Origin of the sequence: Bifidobacterium hapali (genome assembly GCF_002259755.1) — a bacterium.
Classification (GTDB): Bacteria; Actinomycetota; Actinomycetes; order Actinomycetales; family Bifidobacteriaceae; genus Bifidobacterium; species Bifidobacterium hapali.
Map to the genome: position 1 here is coordinate 1 of NZ_MWWY01000015.1, position 19,879 is coordinate 19,879.

The 19,879-nt window shown below is 52.9% G+C and carries 19 protein-coding genes; 4 read left to right on the forward strand and 15 right to left on the reverse strand.

The features are described from left to right. The coding region (locus BHAP_RS03515; RefSeq protein WP_211279677.1) for a transposase at window positions 1-454 on the forward strand (454 nt) is incomplete at its 5' end. 49 nt (window positions 455-503) lie between these two features. On the opposite strand, the gene BHAP_RS03520 is transcribed toward BHAP_RS03515, so the two are convergent. Then, the gene (locus BHAP_RS03520) at window positions 504-1,181 is read right to left on the reverse strand and encodes an ABC transporter ATP-binding protein (protein ID WP_094729381.1); all 678 of its coding nucleotides are present in this window, start codon (window positions 1,179-1,181) and stop codon (window positions 504-506) included. A gap of 232 nt (window positions 1,182-1,413) precedes the next feature. On the opposite strand from BHAP_RS03520, the gene BHAP_RS03525 reads away from it, so the two are divergent. Then, on the forward strand, window positions 1,414-2,034 hold the full coding sequence (locus tag BHAP_RS03525) for a TetR/AcrR family transcriptional regulator (protein ID WP_094729382.1): 621 nt from the start codon (window positions 1,414-1,416) through the stop codon (window positions 2,032-2,034). Window positions 2,035-2,212: 178 nt separating this feature from the next. Here BHAP_RS03525 and BHAP_RS03530 read toward each other — a convergent pair whose 3' ends face one another. Together BHAP_RS03530 and BHAP_RS03535 are read right to left on the reverse strand one after the other, a co-directional pair. After that, window positions 2,213-3,115 (reverse strand): formate/nitrite transporter family protein, encoded by a 903-nt coding sequence (locus BHAP_RS03530; protein ID WP_211279678.1) that lies wholly within the window; start codon window positions 3,113-3,115, stop codon window positions 2,213-2,215. A gap of 158 nt (window positions 3,116-3,273) precedes the next feature. Next, entirely contained in the window at window positions 3,274-3,810 is a 537-nt protein-coding gene (locus tag BHAP_RS03535; protein WP_094729383.1) for a LysR family transcriptional regulator substrate-binding protein, read from the reverse strand. Window positions 3,811-3,911: 101 nt separating this feature from the next. Between BHAP_RS03535 and BHAP_RS03540 the strand changes: the two genes are divergently transcribed. Next, a complete protein-coding gene (locus BHAP_RS03540) occupies window positions 3,912-4,124 on the forward strand; it encodes a TetR-like C-terminal domain-containing protein (RefSeq protein ID WP_094729384.1) in 213 nt (70 codons plus the stop codon). A gap of 167 nt (window positions 4,125-4,291) precedes the next feature. Here the strand turns inward: BHAP_RS03540 and hemW are convergent, their stop codons facing one another. Then, window positions 4,292-5,521: a radical SAM family heme chaperone HemW gene (gene hemW / locus BHAP_RS03545; RefSeq protein WP_094729385.1), complete on the reverse strand. Its 1,230-nt coding sequence runs from the start codon at window positions 5,519-5,521 to the stop codon at window positions 4,292-4,294. Window positions 5,522-5,524: 3 nt separating this feature from the next. After that, complete coding sequence (gene lepA / locus BHAP_RS03550) at window positions 5,525-7,405, reverse strand: translation elongation factor 4 (protein WP_094729386.1); 1,881 nt, start codon at window positions 7,403-7,405, stop codon at window positions 5,525-5,527. 217 nt (window positions 7,406-7,622) lie between these two features. Here lepA and rpsT point away from each other — a divergent pair, with 217 nt between their 5' ends. Further along, on the forward strand, window positions 7,623-7,883 hold the full coding sequence (gene rpsT, locus BHAP_RS03555; protein WP_094729387.1) for a 30S ribosomal protein S20: 261 nt from the start codon (window positions 7,623-7,625) through the stop codon (window positions 7,881-7,883). A gap of 140 nt (window positions 7,884-8,023) precedes the next feature. Here the strand turns inward: rpsT and BHAP_RS03560 are convergent, their stop codons facing one another. The 10 genes from BHAP_RS03560 to pheT form a co-directional block, all read right to left on the reverse strand. Further along, window positions 8,024-8,770 (reverse strand): trimeric intracellular cation channel family protein, encoded by a 747-nt coding sequence (locus BHAP_RS03560; RefSeq protein ID WP_169713159.1) that lies wholly within the window; start codon window positions 8,768-8,770, stop codon window positions 8,024-8,026. A 203-nt stretch (window positions 8,771-8,973) separates the two neighbouring features. Beyond that, a complete protein-coding gene (locus BHAP_RS03565; protein WP_094729388.1) occupies window positions 8,974-10,212 on the reverse strand; it encodes an argininosuccinate synthase in 1,239 nt (412 codons plus the stop codon). Window positions 10,213-10,290: 78 nt separating this feature from the next. Next, on the reverse strand, window positions 10,291-10,803 hold the full coding sequence (gene argR / locus BHAP_RS03570; RefSeq protein WP_094729389.1) for an arginine repressor: 513 nt from the start codon (window positions 10,801-10,803) through the stop codon (window positions 10,291-10,293). Further along, window positions 10,800-11,765, reverse strand: coding sequence for an ornithine carbamoyltransferase (gene argF / locus BHAP_RS03575; protein WP_094729390.1), 966 nt, complete (start codon window positions 11,763-11,765; stop codon window positions 10,800-10,802). The genes argR and argF overlap by 4 nt, the downstream gene beginning before the upstream one ends. Before the next feature lie 65 nt (window positions 11,766-11,830). Further along, window positions 11,831-13,123, reverse strand: coding sequence for an acetylornithine transaminase (locus BHAP_RS03580; RefSeq protein WP_094729391.1), 1,293 nt, complete (start codon window positions 13,121-13,123; stop codon window positions 11,831-11,833). Next, a complete protein-coding gene (gene argB, locus BHAP_RS03585; protein ID WP_420807705.1) occupies window positions 13,113-14,066 on the reverse strand; it encodes an acetylglutamate kinase in 954 nt (317 codons plus the stop codon). Before argB ends, BHAP_RS03580 begins: the two co-directional genes overlap by 11 nt. Window positions 14,067-14,077: 11 nt before the next feature. Then, window positions 14,078-15,247 (reverse strand): bifunctional glutamate N-acetyltransferase/amino-acid acetyltransferase ArgJ, encoded by a 1,170-nt coding sequence (gene argJ / locus BHAP_RS03590; RefSeq protein WP_094729393.1) that lies wholly within the window; start codon window positions 15,245-15,247, stop codon window positions 14,078-14,080. Then, window positions 15,244-16,338: an N-acetyl-gamma-glutamyl-phosphate reductase gene (gene argC, locus BHAP_RS03595; protein WP_094729394.1), complete on the reverse strand. Its 1,095-nt coding sequence runs from the start codon at window positions 16,336-16,338 to the stop codon at window positions 15,244-15,246. Before argC ends, argJ begins: the two co-directional genes overlap by 4 nt. 165 nt (window positions 16,339-16,503) lie before the next feature. Further along, window positions 16,504-17,187, reverse strand: a complete 684-nt coding sequence (locus tag BHAP_RS03600) for a hypothetical protein (protein ID WP_094729395.1) — start codon at window positions 17,185-17,187, stop codon at window positions 16,504-16,506. A gap of 80 nt (window positions 17,188-17,267) precedes the next feature. Beyond that, window positions 17,268-19,874, reverse strand: a complete 2,607-nt coding sequence (gene pheT / locus BHAP_RS03605; protein ID WP_094729396.1) for a phenylalanine--tRNA ligase subunit beta — start codon at window positions 19,872-19,874, stop codon at window positions 17,268-17,270. Between the last annotated feature and the right edge of the window lie 5 nt (window positions 19,875-19,879).

The window sequence follows — 19,879 nt, forward strand, 5'->3', positions numbered from 1 at the left end:
TTATCAGCGGTGCATGGTGCATTTCGAACGCAATATCCTCGCCAAGGTCAACCCCAGAAACCGGGAGTGGGCTGCGGACGCGCTTAAGGCCGTGTTTGCTATGGAATCACGCGACAAGGCGTTGGAGAAGGCGGAATCCGTCGCCAAGGAACTGGAGACAAGGAAGCTCAGAGAGGCTGCCAAATGCCTGCGCGAAGGCATTAGCGAGACGACGACCTACCTGCTCGACGACTATCCGAGGGAACATCGCCGGCGCATCCGTACGAACAACATGATCGAACGATTGAACCGCGAGATCAGGCGACGCACGCGCGTGGTCGGCTCGTTTCCGGACGGGCGGAGCGCGTTGATGCTCGTCTGCGCGCGCGTCCGCTACGTGACCTCGAACGAGTGGTCGACGCGCCGTTACCTCGACATGTCCCGGCTCGGTGAGAGCGTACCAGTAGCGAACTGATCATCGTCGCAGAGCCGGGCGAAGACCAAAGTGCGCAAGAATCCGGGCACTACCGATGTTCGTTGACTTCGATTGAAGAAACTCGAGCATCGTGCATGTGGATGACTCGGTCGGCGATAGGAGCAATGGCCGAATTGTGGGTGACGATCACCACGGTTTCACCTTTGATGCGGCTCTGATTCTGCAGTATCTGCAGTACTTGTTTACCGGTGTTGTAGTCGAGTGCACCGGTCGGCTCGTCGCATAATAGGATCTTGGGATTCTTGGCCACTGCGCGTGCTATAGCGACACGCTGCTGTTCGCCGCCGGACAGTTGAGCAGGAAAGCTGTTGATGCGATCTTTTAATCCGACATCGATAAGCGTTTGCACGGGATCTTGCGCCTCCTTGACGATCTCGGAGGCGAGTTCGACGTTCTCCTTGGCGGTAAGGTTGGCAACGAGATTGTAGAACTGGAATACGAATCCGATGTCGGTACGTCGATAGTCGGTGAGCTGGTGCGCTGTGTAGTTCGAAATATCCTTGCCGTCGACGATCACGTTGCCTTCGGAATTGGTATCCATGCCGCCAAGAATGTTGAGCACCGTTGACTTACCGGCGCCGGAAGAGCCGAGGATGATCGCCAGCTCGCCTTTTTCGATGCTGAAGTTCACGTCGTTGTTGGCGACGATGGTGGTGTCGCCCATGTGGTAACGCTTGAAACTGTGAATCATTTCTATGTAGGACATTGACGCCGCTTTCTCTTGAATGAACAACATGTTGATTTATTGTCATGATGATAAAAACAGCGCAAAGACCATGTCAATGAACGATTTCTAGCATTCTGTTCAAATTGAACAATCTTACGAAAACTGTTCATTATGTCATTAAACAGACAACGTGTTGATAGAATATGCTGGAGATCATTCCACTTCAGCAATAGCCAACCACACGATTCAACCCATGCTTAAGGAGGTTCCCATGGCACCCGCAGCCAGCAAACGCAACACCAAAACCGAAGCCAAGATCAAGTCTGCGTTCACCACACTGGTCAAGACGAAAGGCTTCGAAACAATGACCGTCAGCGATATTGCACGCGCTGCAGGCATCAATCGCGGCACGTTCTACATGCACTATGTCGATAAGTTCGACCTACGTCAACAACTCATCGACGACACCATCGACGATCTGACACGCATTCTCGTCGAACAAACCAACCCAAGCAGGCCAACAACGAGGCGAGCCAGCGAATCGGTCTGTGATGCATTTCAATCCCGATCCATCGCTAAGGCATTACAATATATGAAAGACGACTACGCATTCTTCGATGCAATATCACAATCCGGCAATGACATGTCCCTGTACGAGCATTTCAAAGACGTACTCAAGCGACTTATCATGACGCAAGCGAAACACCGCAGCGCTGCACCGCAAACCATGTACAACGGGATTCCCGCCGACTATGCGATGGAAATTCTCGTTTCTGCCGTCGCCGCGATTGTCTGGCTGTGGATTCGACGAGGATGCAAAGAATCCCCCGAAGAAATCTGCCTCATCATCGAGCGCAACAAAACCACCGCACCGGCGGATATTCTGTGGTAACTGCGATTGCACGTCTCGCGCTCAGGAATTTACAAACGTTCACCGATATCGCGCGCAAGAAATTCAATGAACGCGGCGGCCGCCGCAGCCCCTAAAGGCGCCCGTTACACGCCCACACAGGAGGCGCTCACCAACAAATAGGCGCCGGTCTGGCATCCGCATATGCGAGGGCCTTACGCTACGCCTGCTTGGAAGAACGTTTAGCGTTGAGATACCAGTAGGCCAATGCCACGAACAGCGAGCCGCCGAGAATGTTACCCAAGGTGGCGGCGGACAGATTGTAGGCGATGGCAAGCACGTCCAACGACCCCGCACCCGCAACTTCAGCACCGAAACCGAGCAGTTTCGCAGTCAAACCCATCGGCAGAAAGAACATGTTCGCCACACAGTGCTCGAAGCCCATAGCCACGAAGCCTGAGATCGGTAACAGGATGCCCAACACCTTGTCAGACACCGACCGTGCGGCGAATCCGATGCGCACAGCCAGACACACCAGCACGTTGCACAGAATGCCGCGCACGAACAACGTGCCCCAGTCGGGCGTGACCTTTGCAGCGGCCGTGGCCACCGCAAGATCGCCCACCGCACCGTCGGCCAGTCCCATCGTGCCGGCGAGCGCGACCAAGAGTACAAGCAGCAGCGCACCGGCGAGATTGCCGAACCAGACGATAATCCAATTGCGCAGCATCTGGCGCAGCGTGACCTTGCGTGCGGCGAGGTCGGAGACCATCAGCGAGTTGCCGGTGAATAGTTCCGCGCCGCAGCACAACACGAGCACGAGTCCCATGCAGAAGGCAAGGCCACCAACGAATCGTTTCGGTCCCCATGTCATCGCCGGGTCCGAAGTGACGATCAGGAAGAACAAGGCACCAAAACCGATGAACGCGCCGGCTAGCATAGCCGAGACGAAGGCACGCCCGTCGGTAAGCCGCGTTTTGGCGACACCGGCATTCTCGACCACCTCTTCGGTTTCCGCCGGGGTGAGCGCGTTGATGTTCAGCTTTGGGACCAGAGCCGTCGCACCGGCCAAGTTCGGCCTCTTCGCGGTTTCCATCGGATTCTTCGGCGAAGTAGATTGCATGTTCCGTTCCTTGTTTGGCTCGTTCATGGCTGGTTATACTCCCCTTGTCGTAACCGGTCAATGGTCGTTCATCGACTATTTCTCATCGACCGTTCGTATGCGCGTGTGCCCGGCCTCATGGCCGCTGATGTCCGATTCTACGACATACGGAGCGTCTGTCACTGCCGGTTCAGTCGTCTCGTTTGTGCCGACCTCTGGCAGATTGAACCAGCTCGATGCCGTGATGATATGGATGCGCACATTTGTCTCAGTTTCAGTATGTCTTGCAAAGCATCGAGAAACGCTCCGGCAGCGGGAGGCAGTGGCTGACCGTTCTTCCATGCGATTGCGAGACGCGTGGATACTGCTGGCTCGAATGGTCTGAAGCATAGTCCACTGTCCGATGAGGTATCGACCATATCCTGTGGCCCCACGGCGCAGGCGAAACCCTCCCGCACGAAGCAGCTGGCGTTGTACATCAGATTCATGGTGCCAACCACATTGATGCGCTTGGCGTACCGTCCGAGCCAACCGGACAGGTCGCCTCGGCCGAGCACTCCTTTCGGCATAATTAGCGGCACATCCTTGAGGTCTTTTGCGGTGACCGTCGTCCGGGAGGCGAGCGGGTGATCATGTCGCATGAGCAATCCCATCGGATCACCTCCCGGCAATGGCAGTGACCGCCTACGATCCGCTTGCGCAGACCCGTTAGGCATGGGACGCACTGCTCGGCGAAGTCCGCCACATCGCCCAGCAATACCGGCTGCTGCTGGAGGCCGGATACGGCGAGCGCATCGTCGACGCGATACAGCGCAACATGAATCGTGGTCCACTATCGCATGACATCGGACCACATTACGCAAGCCGGTTCTGGGCCGGGGCGATCTGCGCAGTGCTCGAACAGTGGGTGCGTGACGATATGGATGCACCGGACGACGAACTGGCGGACATCATGACCGCGCTTATGCATCGCGGGGTTACTACCGCAGCCGAATTCGGCACTGGCTGCGTGGACAACCCGCGCGATTGACCCGCGATCGTTACCATATCCGCATGCCAATCAGCGACGCGTGTTTGGACGACGTCCGCGATCTCGCACGAAGTCATAAACCAATTCGGCTCCCGATAAGTAGCAAACGTATGACGAAGATCGAGTTTGGACGCCTGTCAACCGGTTTCGCCGCAGAATTAGTCTGTCTACACACCAATCAAATCAAAGAATCGTTCAATTAATGCGTCGTTGAGCAGCCGTCCCCGACGGGTCGGCACGACACGATCCATGATCATAGGCATTTCAATCAGACCGTCATCAGCCATTGCGGACAGATCGGACGGCGTGATCGAACGTAGATGTCCAGATGCCGTTTGACACCGGTCGATCGCATGATTGAGTCCGTCCACATCGAGTCCTTCACGCAGACGCAAGCCGAGCATGATCAACTCCTCGAGGTTTTCCCCGGGCGTGATGGTTTCGTTGCCCTCCCACGGCACGCGATGCTCGTTAATGGCCATGCCCCACAAGCGAGGGTGAGCGATATCCCAGCTGCGCAGGCCGTGTTGCGCGTCTGACGGCGTATCGTCGTCGATCGCGTGACCGTAGTGCGAATGCGCTCCAGGGCCAAGTCCAGCCCAGTCAACATTACGCCAATAACCGAGATTGTGTCGACTCTCGTAGCCGGGCCTGGCCCAATTGGAAACCTCATACCACTGCAGCCCAGCAGCAGTAAACAGATCATCAGCGATCTCGTATTTCGTAGCCTCGTCGTCATCGTCTGGCTTAGGCAATGTCCCAGCTGCGATCTGACGACCCATTTTTGTCGTAGGTTCAACCGTGAGCGCATATGCGGAAATATGGTTCACACCCAGATCGATGGCCGTACGTACTGACGTACGCCAATCATCAAGGCTCTCCCCCGGCGCACCATAGATCAGATCAACGCTGGAACGCAAACCGAACTTGTTCGCAGCTTGCACACCGGACTCCACATTCGCCGGCGTATGCGTACGGTCGAGCGTTCGCAATACGTGCGGTACCGCCGATTGCATACCGAACGAAATACGCGTAAATCCACCGTCCGCGAGCTTACCGAGATAATACTCGTTCACCGTGTCAGGATTAGCTTCCGTCGTGATTTCAGCGTCTGGATCAATCCCCCACGTTTTGCGAATCGCATCTAACATGGCAACAAGATCATCCGCCGACAGAATCGTCGGCGTGCCGCCGCCGAAAAACACCGTGGAAACCGGCGGCTCTTCGATTCCATGTTTACGCTGCCAGTCACGTATCAATTGCATCTCGCGGATGACCATGTTGGCATAGTTACCGCGAGATGCACCCGCTCCAAGATCGAGCGCTGTATATGTGTTGAAATCACAATAGCCACAGCGCCGCATGCAAAACGGGACATGTATATAGACTTCGAACATCAATCAGTTCTCGGTCTTTTGTGCGGCACGAATCTTGTCCTTCGTGTCACGATCATTGCCTGCGTCACCAGTGGATAGCGCGGCGATGAACGCTTCTTGCGGCACTTCAACATGGCCGAGCATCTTCATACGCTTCTTACCAGCCTTCTGCTTTTCGAGCAGCTTGCGCTTACGCGAAATATCACCGCCATAGCACTTAGCGAGCACATCCTTACGCAACGCGCGAATGTTCTCACGAGCGATAATACGAGAACCGATTGCCGCCTGAATCGGAATCTCGAACTGTTGGCGAGGAATCAGTTCACGTAGCTTCTTCGTCATCATCACACCGTAACTGTACGCCTTGTCGCGGTGCACAATCGCGCTGAACGCATCGACCTTCTCGCCTTGGATGAGAATATCGACCTTGACGAGATCAGCCGCCTGCTCGCCATCCTCATGATAATCGAGCGAAGCATAACCCTTGGTACGACTCTTTAATTGGTCGAAGAAATCGAACACGATTTCGGCAAGCGGAATACGGTAATGCATTTCAACACGGTCGGTTGAAATGTATTCCATCGTACCCATGATGCCACGGTGATCCTGGCACAAGTCCATCACCGCACCGATGAATTCCTTCGGTGTGATGATATCGGCCGCGACCATCGGCTCGACGATCTGCTTGATCTTGCCGTCCGGAAACTCACTTGGGTTGGTCACATGATGTACCGTGCCATCTTCAGCAGTAACATCGTACGGAACGTTCGGCGCAGTGGAAATCAGATCCAGTCCAAACTCACGATCGAGCCGTTCAGAAACAATTTCCATATGCAGCAATCCGAGGAAACCGCAACGGAAGCCGAACCCCAACGCGACAGACGTTTCCGGTTCATAGATAAGCGCTGCATCGTTGAGCTTGAGCTTGTCAAGCGCATCACGCAATTCCGGGAACTGAGCGTTATCAATGGGGAACAAACCGGCGTAGACCATCGGCTGCGGGTCGCGATAGCCGGGCAACGGTTCCGTCGCAGGACGTACGGCAGAGGTCAACGTATCGCCAACCTTCGACTGACTCACATCTTTCGCACCAGTGATGATATAACCAACTTCGCCGGCACCCAGCGCCTTCGTAGGCATCATGTCAGGGCTGATCACACCGATCTCAATCGGATCATGCGTCATGCCGATACCCATCATGTGCACTTTTTCACGATCGTGTAGTTCGCCATCTTCCATACGAATGTAAGTGACAATGCCACGATATGAGTCATACACAGAATCGAAGATCAACGCACGAGCAGGTGCTTTCGGGTCGCCGTGTGGAGCAGGAATCTCCATAACAATACGGTCCAGCAGATCAGCTACACCCTCGCCAGTCTTACCAGACACGCGCAGCACATCGCTCGGTTCGCAGCCAATCAGACCAGCAATTTCCTCAGCATGACGATCAGGCTCAGCACTCGGCAGATCGATCTTATTTAGTACAGGAATAATCGTTAAATCGTGGTCGATCGCCATGTACAAATTCGACAACGTCTGTGCTTCAATACCCTGTGTCGCATCAACGAGCAGCACCGCTCCCTCGCACGCAGCGAGCGCACGCGACACTTCGTACGTAAAATCAACGTGGCCAGGCGTGTCGATCATGCCAAGCGTATATTCAGTACCATCAAACGTCCACGGCACGCGCACAGCCTGCGATTTGATAGTAATGCCGCGTTCCTGTTCAATATCCATACGGTCGAGGAATCGGTCACGCATTTCGCGTTCAGGCACAATGCCGGATAGCTGAAGAATACGGTCAGCGACAGTGGATTTGCCGTGATCAATGTGCGCGATAATGCAGAAGTTGCGGATCAGCGACTGGTCGGTATATCCAGGCTTATTCTTCGGTTCGATCACCTAATCCGTCTCCTTACGATTGTTGTGATATGCGACCGGCGACGCAATGCCATACGTTGGTAACTCATGCGCCCGGTCCTCTTCGCCAAATACACTAGTCTACCGATGACCATCGGCATTTTCTCACGACACTCCCAATTCAGCCTGTATATTATCCGTATGGCGTGTTATCATGACCGTTTGTATGTCCTTATAGCAACCATCGTTTGGAGTAAATGTGGCAAACATTAAGTCGCAGAAGAAGCGCGTGCTGACCAACGAAAAGGCGCACATCCGCAATGTGGCCGTTAAGTCGGCTCTGAAGACCGCCGTCCGCGCCACTCGTGAGGCCATTGCCTCCGGTGACAAGGCTGCTGCGGAAGCTGCCTACAAGGTCGCTGCCCAGAAGCTCGACAAGGCTGCCGGCGCTGGCGTGATTCACAAGAATCAGGCTGCCAACCGCAAGTCCGGTCTGGCTGTCGCGATCAACGCGATGTGATCATCGCCCTTTCGGGCATGATATGAGTAATCCCCGTAAACCAATATGGTTTACGGGGATTACTCATATCATATGTGGAGTGGCAGAAATCTCTCACTGAGCGTCGCTCAGTGAGAGATTTCTGCCACTCCACATATACGCTACGATACGTTGTCTTCACTCTCGTTGCGCTTTGCATCGGGGTGAATAACGGGACGCTTAAGATATCGAGATTCTCCGGGAAGAAATACTTCATGCCGTTCTAATGCGCCTGGCAGTACGATGTTGAACTTGACTGAGAGTAGGCGTAGCACAACCACCAACACAACAATCGCACTGTCGAGTACGACTTCACCAGTGAAGTCAATCAATCCAATTCGAGTGCCTTTCATCACCAGCACAGTGAGAATACAACCGATAGCAGATGGCACCGCATACCAGTGCTTGTCGCGAATGACCATCGGCACATCGTTGAGGAGCATATCACGTACAAGACCGCCGCCAAGTGCAGTAAACATACCCATAAACGCGGCGGTCATACCCGATGTGCCCATAAGCATAGCTTTGGAAGTACCGTTGACCGCAAACAATCCGACTGACAGCGCGTCAATAGTCAGCATGGACCATTTGAGTTTATCAACCTCAGGATGAATAACGGCCACTGCCAATCCGGATACAAGCGCAGTAATAACAAAGCCTTTATCAGCAATGCCAACTGGAGGTAGGGAGGCAAGCATTACGTCACGAATAATGCCGCCACCAAGTGCGGTAAGCCATGCGGTGATCATCATGGCAAATAAGTCATAATTCTTCTTCACTGCACACAGTCCGCCCATGAGACCGCTGCAGAAGATTGCCAGATATTCGACGCCCATGAAAAACGCATTGCTCTCCAACGCTACTTCCATGCGTCGCTCCCCTCATTGCTTATCGCTTCCGCTTTGCCAGCAACGAGAATACAACATCACCATCCCGCATCTATTACGACATGTCGAACATAGTGGAAATATCCGTAGAAAAAGTAGCAGGTCCTTAGCTAAAATGGCTCCCCTAGCAAGGGGAGCCGAGATAAGGATTCGACAAGCACCTTGCCTACAAACAGCGCTGCTGTTTACTCCACGGCGTTATCCGGCACTTCAATGCCGTTGCCGAAACGCACGTCACGAGCAGCAGCGACACGCGATGGTAATCCGTAAATGTCAATGAAGCCATTAGATGACTTCTGGTCGAACGTATCACCGGAATCATAGGTCGCGAGCTTGTAATCATACAGCGACGAGTCAGAACGACGACCAGTAACCACTGCACGACCACCGTGCAACGTCATACGAATTTCACCAGAAACATACCGCTGAGTTTCTTCAATAAACGCATTGAGCGAACGAACAGCCGGAGAGAACCACTGCGCATCGTAAACCAATTCAGCCCAACGCTTGTCAATATCGCGCTTGATACGATGCTGTTCGCGTTCAAGGCAGCAATTTTCAAGTTCCTGATGAGCAGTGATCAATGCCACAGCGCCTGGTGCCTCGTACAGCTCGCGAGACTTGATACCAACCAGACGATCTTCAATCAGATCGATACGGCCGATGCCCTGTGCACCAGCACGACGGTTGAGTTCCTCAATAGCCTGCAACGGAGTCACGTCACGTCCATCAATCTTCACCGGGATGCCTTGCTTGAACTCGATGACTACTTCATCCTCGATCGGCGGGAATGCTGGATCATCAGTGTATGCATAGCAATCCTTGGTCGGACCATTCCACGGGTCCTCAAGGAAGCCAGTTTCAATAGCGCGACCCCACACATTTTGATCAATGGAGTACGGCGACTTTTCCGTCTGCGTAATCGGCAGCTTGTGTTCCTTAGCGAACGCGATTTCTACGTCACGAGTGAGTGACAGATCACGAATCGGGCTGATCGCCTTCAGTGTCGGGTCAATCGAGGCAATAGACACCTCAAAACGAACCTGATCATTACCCTTACCCGTGCAACCGTGCGAAATCGTATCAGCACCGAACTGGTGAGCAGCACGCACAAGATGCTTAGAGATAAGCGGACGAGAAATAGCAGAAACCAACGGATACACGCCTTCATACATGGCGTTAGCCTTAAGTGCCATCATGCAGTATTCGTTTGCGAACTCATCGCGCGCGTCAACCACATACGATTCGACTGCACCGCAAGCGAGAGCGCGCTGCTTAATAGTATCAAGGCTCTCACCGCCCTGACCGACATCAAGGGAAACCGCCACGACGTCTTTGCCGGTGCGCTCCTTGAGATAAGAAATAGCGACGGACGTGTCCAGACCGCCTGAATATGCGAGTACAATGCGCTTATTGTCGCTCATAATTGCCTTTCTTTGAAGTCAGATGATGTAAGTATATGCATAAGTATGTATAAGTATGCACTCTCGGTGCGTCGCTGCTCAACTTTTGGACGCAATAGATAATAACCACTGAGAACGGTCAGATGCTATATCGTCATCCGAACAGATCACCATCACTGTGTCGTCTCCAGCAATAGTACCTAATACGCCGTCTATCGGCTGTTTATCAATCACGCTGGCCACATATTGCGCAGCACCTGACGGAGTATGAACAACAATGAGGTTACGAGCCGATGCCACAGAAGTAACCAAGCCACCAAGCACTTTAGCCATCTGTTGTTCAGCTTTGTCTCCAATACCAGCAGACAGATGAACAGCTCGATCCCCTACTGTATATGCAATCCTGCCATCAGCAAGCCGCGTCTTCATCGCATTAATCTCATCAAGATCACGACTCAACGTGGCTTGCGTAACATCAATACCTTCATCAGAGAGGATGCCAGAAAGCTGCGATTGTGACGTAATAATATGACTGAGCAAGATTTGCTCAATCACACTCAACCGTGCAGCGCGCGTGGCCGGACGCTGCATCGGCGTACCGGCCTCACTCATGCCAGCAGACTCTCATCGCCACGCTGCTGACCGACCAGCCATGTCAACAATGCCTTCTGCGCGTGCAAACGGTTTTCTGCTTCATCCCACACCACAGATTGCGGTCCGTCAATCACCGAAGTAGTGACTTCTTTACCGCGATATGCTGGCAAGCAGTGTTGGAACAGCGCATCCGGCTGAGCTAATGCCATCAGATCGTCGTTCACCTGATAATCCCAGAACGGCTTGGAGCGAATCGCATATTCAGCTTCTTCACCCATAGAAACCCATGTGTCAGTGAACACGCAATCTGCACCAGCAACAGCTTCGCGCGGGTCAGTGGTAACTAGAATAGAACCACCATTTTCTGCAGCCAGACGCTCAGCGTCATCTACGATATCTTTGCGCGGCAGATAACCGTACGGTCCGGCAACACGCACATGCATACCAGCAACTGCTCCCGCCAGCAGGTAAGAGTTCGCCATATTATTCGCAGCATCACCCACGTATGCAATAGTCTTGCCGGCAAGAGCTTTCACCCCACCACGGAACTGTGCGATAGTGAGGAAATCAGCCAGTACTTGGCAAGGATGGAAATCATCGGTCAACGCGTTGACTACAGGACATGTTGCATATTTCGCCATTGCTTCAACACGATCCTGACCAAACGTACGCCAAACAATGCCATATGCCATGCGCGTGAGCACGCGAGCAGTATCCGCAACCGGTTCACCGCGGCCAAGCTGTGAGCCGGACTTGTCGATAACCAGCGGATATCCGCCAAGTTCAGCGACACCAATAGAAAAGCTGGAACGGGTACGCGTAGACGGCTTATCAAAAAGAACAGCAACAGCTTGCGGACCAGCAAACGGCTGACGGTAGAAACGATTCTCGCGAAATTTCATACCGAGTTCGAGAACTTGTAGCTGTTCAGCATGGTTAAGATCGTCATCGCGCAACATGTGGCGAAGCTGACCGGTCATTTGGCACTCCTTATAGTACAAGATTGGATAAAACTGGTCTTGACAATGTCAAGACCAGTGCAAATTCAGTCGTTAGGAAGATCTTCCGGGATCTGAGCAAGAATAGACACCGCTTGATCAATATCTTGAGCTGTGACTATTAACGGCGGCGCCAAACGCAACGCATCAGGCGCGACAGCATTGACGATAAGACCGTGTTCAAGCGCCCAATTCATCGCCGCATGGGCGCACGGATGTGCAAGCTGAATCGCATCAAGCAGACCACGACCACGCACCGAAGTAAACAGCGGATTACCGGTTGCTACAATACCGTTGCGCAATTGTTCACCGCGAGCCTCAGCGTTGGCAACAAGATCCTCATCCTCGATTACGCCAATCGTGGCGAGTGCTGCAGCCGCGCCAAGAGGATTGCCAGCGAACGTTGAACCGTGCGAACCAGGCGTGAACAAACTGGACAATTTACTGCCGAAAGCGATCATGCCACCCATCGGGAAGCCACCAGCTACACCCTTGGCAAACGTGACCATATCAGGCGTGATACCACCGGAGAGATCTTCTCGTTGGAACGCGAACCATGAACCGGTACGTCCCATGCCAGTCTGCACCTCATCAATGATGAGCAAAGCATGGTTTACATCGCACATTTGGCGAGCTGCTTTTACATAGTCAGCGCCAAGCGGACGAACACCCGCCTCACCTTGAATGAGTTCCATAATGACCGCAGCAACCGGCCCTTTGCCATATTTACCCGGTCCGGTCTGGGCAAACGCTTCGTATAAAGCTACCTGATCGCCTGCTTCAACGAATTCAATATTCGGTACCAGCGGTTCAAATGGAGTACGGATTGCTGGCTTCCATGTCGCAGATAATGCACCAAGCGTACGACCGTGGAACCCATGAGTAAGTGCAATAATACGAGCTGGTTTACCACCAATTGACGGCAAAGCGCCCGGTAGCGTACGACCGTAAAGTTTAGCCAGTTTAAGAGCCGCTTCGTTACCTTCTGCACCTGAGTTACCAAAGTACACATGAGAGCCTTCAGGAGCTCCAGCAAGTTTAACCAGCTTAGCAGCGAGACGAATCTGTGGTTCAGTAGCAAAATAGTTACTGGTGTGCGCAACCTTAGCTGCTTGTTCACTGACCGCTTTCACCCATGCAGGATGCGCGTATCCGATTGAGTTGACTGCGATACCTGCGAGAAAATCGAGGTATTCATTACCATCAACATCCCACACATGTGCGCCCTGTCCGTGGTCAAGCACACGCAACGGTGTGCCGAACACGTTCATATGTACTTGAGAGTACTCTCCCAGCCATTTGGAATCTTCAGATCCCAACGTCTCCTTGTCAGTAGCCATAAGAACTCCTCATTTCAACACCGTCTTCGGGTACGACCATAGTGCCAATACCAGCACTAGTAAAAATCTCATTGAGAATGGAATGCGGTTTACGCCCGTCAATAATGTGTGCCTGAGGCACGCCTCCGTCGATCGCACGCACGCAGGCTTCCATCTTCGGCCGCATACCACTTTCAAGATCAGGTAACATATCACGCAGATTTTCTACACCGATACGCCCAATCAGTGAATTGCGGTCTGGCCAGTCAGCGTATAAACCATCCACATCAGTGAGGACAACGAGTTTACGTGCACCCAATGCTGCTGCGAGCGCAGCCGCTGCAGAGTCTGCGTTCACGTTCAGCACTTGCGTAGTATCGTCTTCATTCGGAGCAACCGATGAGACTACCGGGATACGTCCAGCTGCAATAAGGTCTTCTACAGCTGATGCATCGACACTCACTACATCACCGACCAAACCAACATCAGTCGGCGTGCCGTCAATCACTGGCTTGCGCTGCATGGCAGAGAACAAGCCACCGTCTTCACCAGATAGACCGACAGCAAACGGTCCATGCGCGTTGATCAAACCAACAAGTTCACGCGAAACCTTGCCAGTTAATACCATACGCACAACATCCATTGCCTCTGGCGTGGTGACACGCAATCCGCCTTTGAACTCAGATTTAATACCGAGGGCTTTAAGCATCTGTGAAATTTGCGGTCCGCCACCATGTACAACAACCGGATGAAGTCCTACTTGGCGCAGGAATACCATATCTTCTGCAAAGCATGCTTTGAGATGATCGTCAACCATTGCGTTACCGCCGTATTTAACGACGATACGTTGCCCAGCGAACTCTTCAAGCCACGGTAATGCTTCGATGAGCACTTCCGCTTTTTGGTCGGCGCGCAAATCGGTATGTACGTCGAAATGGAATCCTGGTCCTTTGATATCAGCCATAATTGTGATTGTCAGCTTTCGTAATCAGCGTTGATATGAACGTACTCGTGAGTCAAATCGTCGGTCCATACTGTCGCTTCAGCATCGCCAGCGTTGAGGTCGATATCAATATGCACTTCACGCGGTGTCATGTCGACTTCACTACGGTCGCGTCCAGCTCCACCATGTTCGCAAATACGCACACCGTTGACATCAACCGTCACCTTCGTAGGATCGTACGGTGCAATATCAGACGGTACGGTGCCGAGAGAGGACACAATACGACCCCAGTTCGGATCGTTGCCGCTGATTGCGCACTTAAGTAAGTTCGATGCAGCAACAGCACGAGCGCATGCCAATGCTGCTTCTTCGCTTGTAGCTCCGGTGACTGCGATACGAATATCATGGCTTGCACCTTCACCATCGCCGATGATTTGACGAGCGAGCGACGCGCATGCAGCCGCAACAAGATCGTTGAATTCGTCTGGGTCTGGCTCGATGCCGGACGCACCGGAAGCAAGCAGCAAAACAGTGTCGTTGGTGGACATGCAACCGTCCACGTCAATACGGTTAAACGATGTATTTACTCCAGCGCTTAGTGCAGCCTGCAACTGACCTGCAGAAACCACAGCATCCGTAGTAATTACGCATAGCATAGTGGCCAACTGAGGGGCAATCATGCCGGAGCCTTTGACCATGCCGCCGATACGGTATCCAGTGCCATCAAGAGTGACTGTCTTCGGTTTCGTATCAGTAGTCATTATGGCATGAGACGCGTCTGCACCAGCTTCACTGGTATCAGCCAGCGCAGCGCATGCAGCCTTAGCACCGTCAAGCACCTTGTCAAGCGGTAACAGCTCACCGATTAAACCAGTGGAACATACTGCAATATCAGATGGTTCAACACCAACAAGTGATGCCACTGTTGCTGCGGTAGTTTCAGACTGACGATAGCCAGCTTCACCAGTGCACGCATTTGCTCCACCAGAGTTGAGGATTACTGCCTTGATATGACCATTTGCTACAGCTTTGCGAGACCATTGCACAGGAGCAGCGCAAAAACGGTTAGACGTGAACACACCAGCAGCTGCATCTAACGGTCCGTTGTTTACGACGAGTGCTAAATCTTTCTTGCCTTTGATAGCAGAAATGCCTGCAGTCACGCCTGCAGCTGAAAAACCTTGTGCATATGTAACGCTCACGGTGCTACTCCGATCTTAGTAAGACCCGCGTCTTCTGGCAGGCCAAGTGCAATATTCAATGACTGCACCGCTTGCCCAGCGGTGCCACGGTTGAGATTGTCAATGGCAGCAAAAGCGATCAGACGACCGGCTTTGCGGTCAGTGACGACTTGAATATGAGCGGCGTTTGAACCGACGATATTAGCCGTAGCCGGCAGTGTGCCTTGTGGTAGAACGCTGATGAAATCCTGCCCCTCATAGGCATGAGTCCACACTGCACGAATATCGTCGTCGCTCATTGCTGTAGCTTTATCGCTTAACGGCGCGGATACAACGGCAAGAATGCCTCGTGCCATCGGAACGAGAATTGGTGTAAACCCGAGCGCGAATTCATTTGCTGCAGATGCATCAAGTCCAGCTGCATGCGCAAAATTCTGCACGATTTCAGGAATATGACGGTGCGTGCCACCTACACCGTATGGCACCGCCGAGCCGAAAGCCTCAGCAGCTAACAAATTGGTGCGCTTCAAATTTTTACCAGCACCTGAATATCCAACAGCGAGATCAGCTACGAGTCCTTTACGATCAATCAACCCCTCAGCTACGCCGGGCTGCATAGCTAGCGTAGTGGCAGTAACGTTGCAACCCGGCCCTGCAATACGCTTTACCCCGGGCAGATTCACTCGCTGGCGCTGATATACACCGGACTTGTCCTTGCCGATAATGAGTTCCGGCATGCCATAAGTCCAATGCTCATAAAAATTGCCGCCATAATATGCGTCCCATGCAGTCTTATTCTCAAGACGATGGTCTGCCCCAAGATCAACCACTACAGCTTCAGGATCAAGTTGCGCCGCTAAGGCACCCGATGCACCATGCGGTAATGCGAGAATAATGACATCATGACCATTCAACACTTCAGGAGTAGTGTCTTCAACCACTAAATCAGCGAGTTGAGGAATATGCGGCATATGTGTACCCAGCCGGTCCCCCACCGACGAGTGACCTGCTACACAGGTCACCTCGAAATTAGGATGTGTGGCAAGGATGCGCAGTGCCTCACCACCGGCATATCCCGTTGCTCCCGCGACGGCCACGGTATATTTCGCCATGTCGTTGCTCTTTTCCTTGACGTTTAACAACATGTGTTCACTATACACTTTATGCAGTACATTGCATAATTATGCACTCATGTTGGCGCGAGAATGTCCATATAGCAAAAATTCCTCCTGTTTCCAGAAGGAATTTACTTGTAACAGCACTGCCTATTACACACATTATGCGCTAATAGTACCGCCCGTGCCACCGCTCGTATCTCCGCCCATAAGATTGAGCATTTGCTGATAGTAGTCAAACATGCTCAGCCCATGAATTGCGAGCCACACCACCATAATCGTGTAAAACACATTGATGAATACCGCAGCAAATCCGAGCCAAAAACCTTTCATATGGAACATGCGCGTGCGGCGCATCGAGATAGCACCCATAATGGCAGGCAGCGCAGGCATCGGCAATACCAATGCGCACACGAGTGAAACGATGGAAAGTGGGTCCCAACGCCCATACAACGGATTTTGATTCGGGTCATCTAAGTCAATACCGTTGACGATACGCGGCGTGTGAGGAGGAACAGGCTGCATATTGCGCTGCGTTCCTTGCCCTTGCATCCCCGGCTGTCCATACGGAGTCTGCCACGCTGACGGGTACTGCGGCTGCGGTTGAGTCGGCTGTGACGACTGAGCCGAAGCTGACGTCTGTGCGGCAACCGGCTGCTGCACAGACGTTCCTGACTGCTGAGTTCCTGATTGCTCCCCTGAAGGACGTTCAGGCGCACCATACAGATATGGATTATATCCGGCCGGATACTGATTGGCCATCGCACCATATTCCGGTTGCCGGTACTGTCCATACTGCGGCGAATCGTTCGTCTGATCACCGTTGTTGGTTTGGGAATCGGTCATGGTCTTCCTTTGAGTAGCACTAATAAAGCTATATAAAGGCCCGCTGCCAATACTTGAAACAGCGGACCTTACAACCTATCCTAGGCGCGCAGTTGTGCGCCAAGTTCTCCAGCCTTGTCGACAATCGCCTTACGAATCACTTCGCTATCCTCAGCAGTCAGCGTGCGGTCAGGAGCGCGGAATACCACAGCAAAGGCGAGCGACTTCAAGCCTTCACCAATCTGGTCACCGGTGAACACGTCGAAGAGTTCAATCGACTCAAGTGTGTCACCTGCAGCCTGACGAATAACCGTCTCAAGCTGAGCAGCACTCACTGAAGATGGCACCGTGAACGCAAGATCCTGCTTAACCGGCGGGAAAGTCGAAATTGGCTTCGCTTGTACCGGCTTACCATCGAGCGTCGCGAACAAGGCATCAAGGTTCAGTTCAAACGCAGCAGAATGTGCTGGCAAGCCCAAAGCCTCATTGACATGAGGATGCAGTTCGCCAACCAATCCAACAAACGTGGTACCAGCCATCACACGAGCAGCTCGACCGGGATGCCACTGTACTGGTACATCATCCACAGCTGGCTGATCGAACTGAATATCTGCTCCCAGTCGGTCACTAATACGACGAACTGCTTCAACCGCGTCGCTCCAGTCAACAGCACGCTTGCCGCCCAGCCAACCAGAATTCTCAGCCAAACCAGTCAATATACCAGCTACATGCAACGGCTGATCAGGCAGGCCAGCATCAAGCGCAGCCAACTGCTCGTCAGTCGGCTTCATACCGCCCGGCAATGCAGGAATAGCCGGTGCATTCGGGTCCCACAAGTACACATGGCCGATCTCGTACAACGCAATGTTTTCAAGACCACGACGCAGATTGAGCTGTACCGTACCAGCCAGCGTCGGTAGAATCTCACGGCGCAAATATGGTCGGTTGCCAGCAAGTGGATTCGTAATTTCCACGCTGATCGGCTTAATCGTCTCAGGATCGTAAGAGAACGCCTTGAAATCCTCGTCGCCGACAAACGGATACGTCAGCGTCTCAACCATGCCGTATTCGGCTAGTTCGTTAGCAATCTCACGACGATGACGCTGCTCAGCAGTCAAACCGACCGCGCCCGAAACCGGAGCCGCAGGAACAGTAACTGGAATCTCATCATAGCCAACGAGTCGAGCCACTTCCTCAACCAGATCACATGCCTCATTGAGGTCAGGCCGCCAGCTCGGTGCAGTTACCGAGAATTCACCGTTACCACCACCGGCCACGCGGCATCCAATATCAGTAAGAATGTCGCTGATACGGTTGACATCCAAGTCCAAACCAGCAACGCGGGACACTTCGCTCGCCTTGAAATGAATAGGACGACGGAATACCACGTTATTAACATCGGTCGGATGATCGCTCGGCTCGCCATTACCATAACGAGATAGCAGCTCAGCAGCCATCTGCGCTGCGGCTGGCTGCAACTGTGAGTCAACACCACGCTCGAAACGGCGAGAAGCTTCAGACGGAATCTTGTGACGACGAGCAGAACGCGCGATCGTCACCTGATCAAAGTGTGCCGCTTCAAGCAAGATGTTCTTAGTTTCAGCAGTAACTTCACCATATAGGCCACCCATTACGCCAGCCAAGCCAAGGATACGCGACCCACGCTCACCATTCGGTGAATCCGTAATAAGTAGATCTTCAGTACTCAGCTCATGATCCTTGCCGTCGAGCGTAGTGAGATGTTCGCCTTCGTGAGCACGACGTACTACGATTGGACCTTCAATTTTGTCCATATCGTACGCATGCATCGGCTGGCCAAGATCAAGCATCACGTAATTAGTGACATCTACAGCCAGCGAAATCGAACGCATGCCAGCACGTACTAGACGACGACGCATCCAGTTTGGCGTATGCGCGTTCGGGTTGAATCCTCGCACAGCTCGCGCGTAATACCGGTCGCAACCAGGCACACCATGAATCGGATTGCTATCCTCGATAGACACTTCAATATCAGAAGTGACGTTCGGATCGCCCGATACAGCCGGAGCTTTCTCATTCAGCTCAACTGCTGGGTCCGTATAGGCAGCACCAGTCGAATGATGATATTCGCGGGCGACGCCACGGTAGGAGAATGCATAACCGCGATCCGGCGTAATGTTAATCTCCAGCAACGGCTGATCGAGATGCAGCAGATGCATAGCATCATCACCGGGCTTCAACGCCTCATATTCCGCAGGTGTGAAACCATAGTTGCGCAATAAGATGATGCCATCATGGCTGTCACCCAAACCAAGCTCACGTTCAGAAGCGCACATGCCATTGGAAATATGACCATAGGTTTTGCGCGGTTCGATCTTGAAATCACCCGGCAACACGGCACCCGGCAAGGTTACGACAACCTTCTCTCCGGCAGCCATATTTGGCGCGCCACAGATAATGCCACGCGGTACTTTGTTACCGTTCTCATCAGTCTCGTTCCACTCGTCACCGCAGTCAACATGGCACCAGTTGATAATCTTGCCATTCTTCTGCGGTTCAGGCGTAGCGTCAACGACATAGCCAACAACAATCGGACCCGTAACCTGAGAAGAGTGAATCTCTTCCTCCTCAAGACCAACCTTGACAAGGTCCTTAGCAAGCTGCTCGTAGGTCAACCCTTCCGGAACTTCGACATGGTCCTTAAGCCAATCAATGTCAATCATGGGCATGGGCT

Excerpts from the sequence above, each read along its gene's own strand:
- BHAP_RS03520 (WP_094729381.1), bottom strand. The coding sequence starts at position 1,181 with ATGTCCTACATAGAAATGATTCACAGTTTCAAGCGTTACCACATGGGC.
- BHAP_RS03525 (WP_094729382.1), top strand. The coding sequence starts at position 1,414 with ATGGCACCCGCAGCCAGCAAACGCAACACCAAAACCGAAGCCAAGATC.
- BHAP_RS03530 (WP_211279678.1), bottom strand. The coding sequence starts at position 3,115 with ATGCAATCTACTTCGCCGAAGAATCCGATGGAAACCGCGAAGAGGCCG.
- BHAP_RS03535 (WP_094729383.1), bottom strand. The coding sequence starts at position 3,810 with ATGCCTAACGGGTCTGCGCAAGCGGATCGTAGGCGGTCACTGCCATTG.
- BHAP_RS03540 (WP_094729384.1), top strand. The coding sequence starts at position 3,912 with ATGAATCGTGGTCCACTATCGCATGACATCGGACCACATTACGCAAGC.
- hemW (WP_094729385.1), bottom strand. The coding sequence starts at position 5,521 with ATGTTCGAAGTCTATATACATGTCCCGTTTTGCATGCGGCGCTGTGGC.
- BHAP_RS03560 (WP_169713159.1), bottom strand. The coding sequence starts at position 8,770 with ATGGAAGTAGCGTTGGAGAGCAATGCGTTTTTCATGGGCGTCGAATAT.
- BHAP_RS03565 (WP_094729388.1), bottom strand. The coding sequence starts at position 10,212 with ATGAGCGACAATAAGCGCATTGTACTCGCATATTCAGGCGGTCTGGAC.
- argR (WP_094729389.1), bottom strand. The coding sequence starts at position 10,803 with ATGAGTGAGGCCGGTACGCCGATGCAGCGTCCGGCCACGCGCGCTGCA.
- argF (WP_094729390.1), bottom strand. The coding sequence starts at position 11,765 with ATGACCGGTCAGCTTCGCCACATGTTGCGCGATGACGATCTTAACCAT.
- BHAP_RS03580 (WP_094729391.1), bottom strand. The coding sequence starts at position 13,123 with ATGGCTACTGACAAGGAGACGTTGGGATCTGAAGATTCCAAATGGCTG.
- argB (WP_420807705.1), bottom strand. The coding sequence starts at position 14,066 with ATGGCTGATATCAAAGGACCAGGATTCCATTTCGACGTACATACCGAT.
- argC (WP_094729394.1), bottom strand. The coding sequence starts at position 16,338 with ATGGCGAAATATACCGTGGCCGTCGCGGGAGCAACGGGATATGCCGGT.
- BHAP_RS03600 (WP_094729395.1), bottom strand. The coding sequence starts at position 17,187 with ATGACCGATTCCCAAACCAACAACGGTGATCAGACGAACGATTCGCCG.
- pheT (WP_094729396.1), bottom strand. The coding sequence starts at position 19,874 with ATGCCCATGATTGACATTGATTGGCTTAAGGACCATGTCGAAGTTCCG.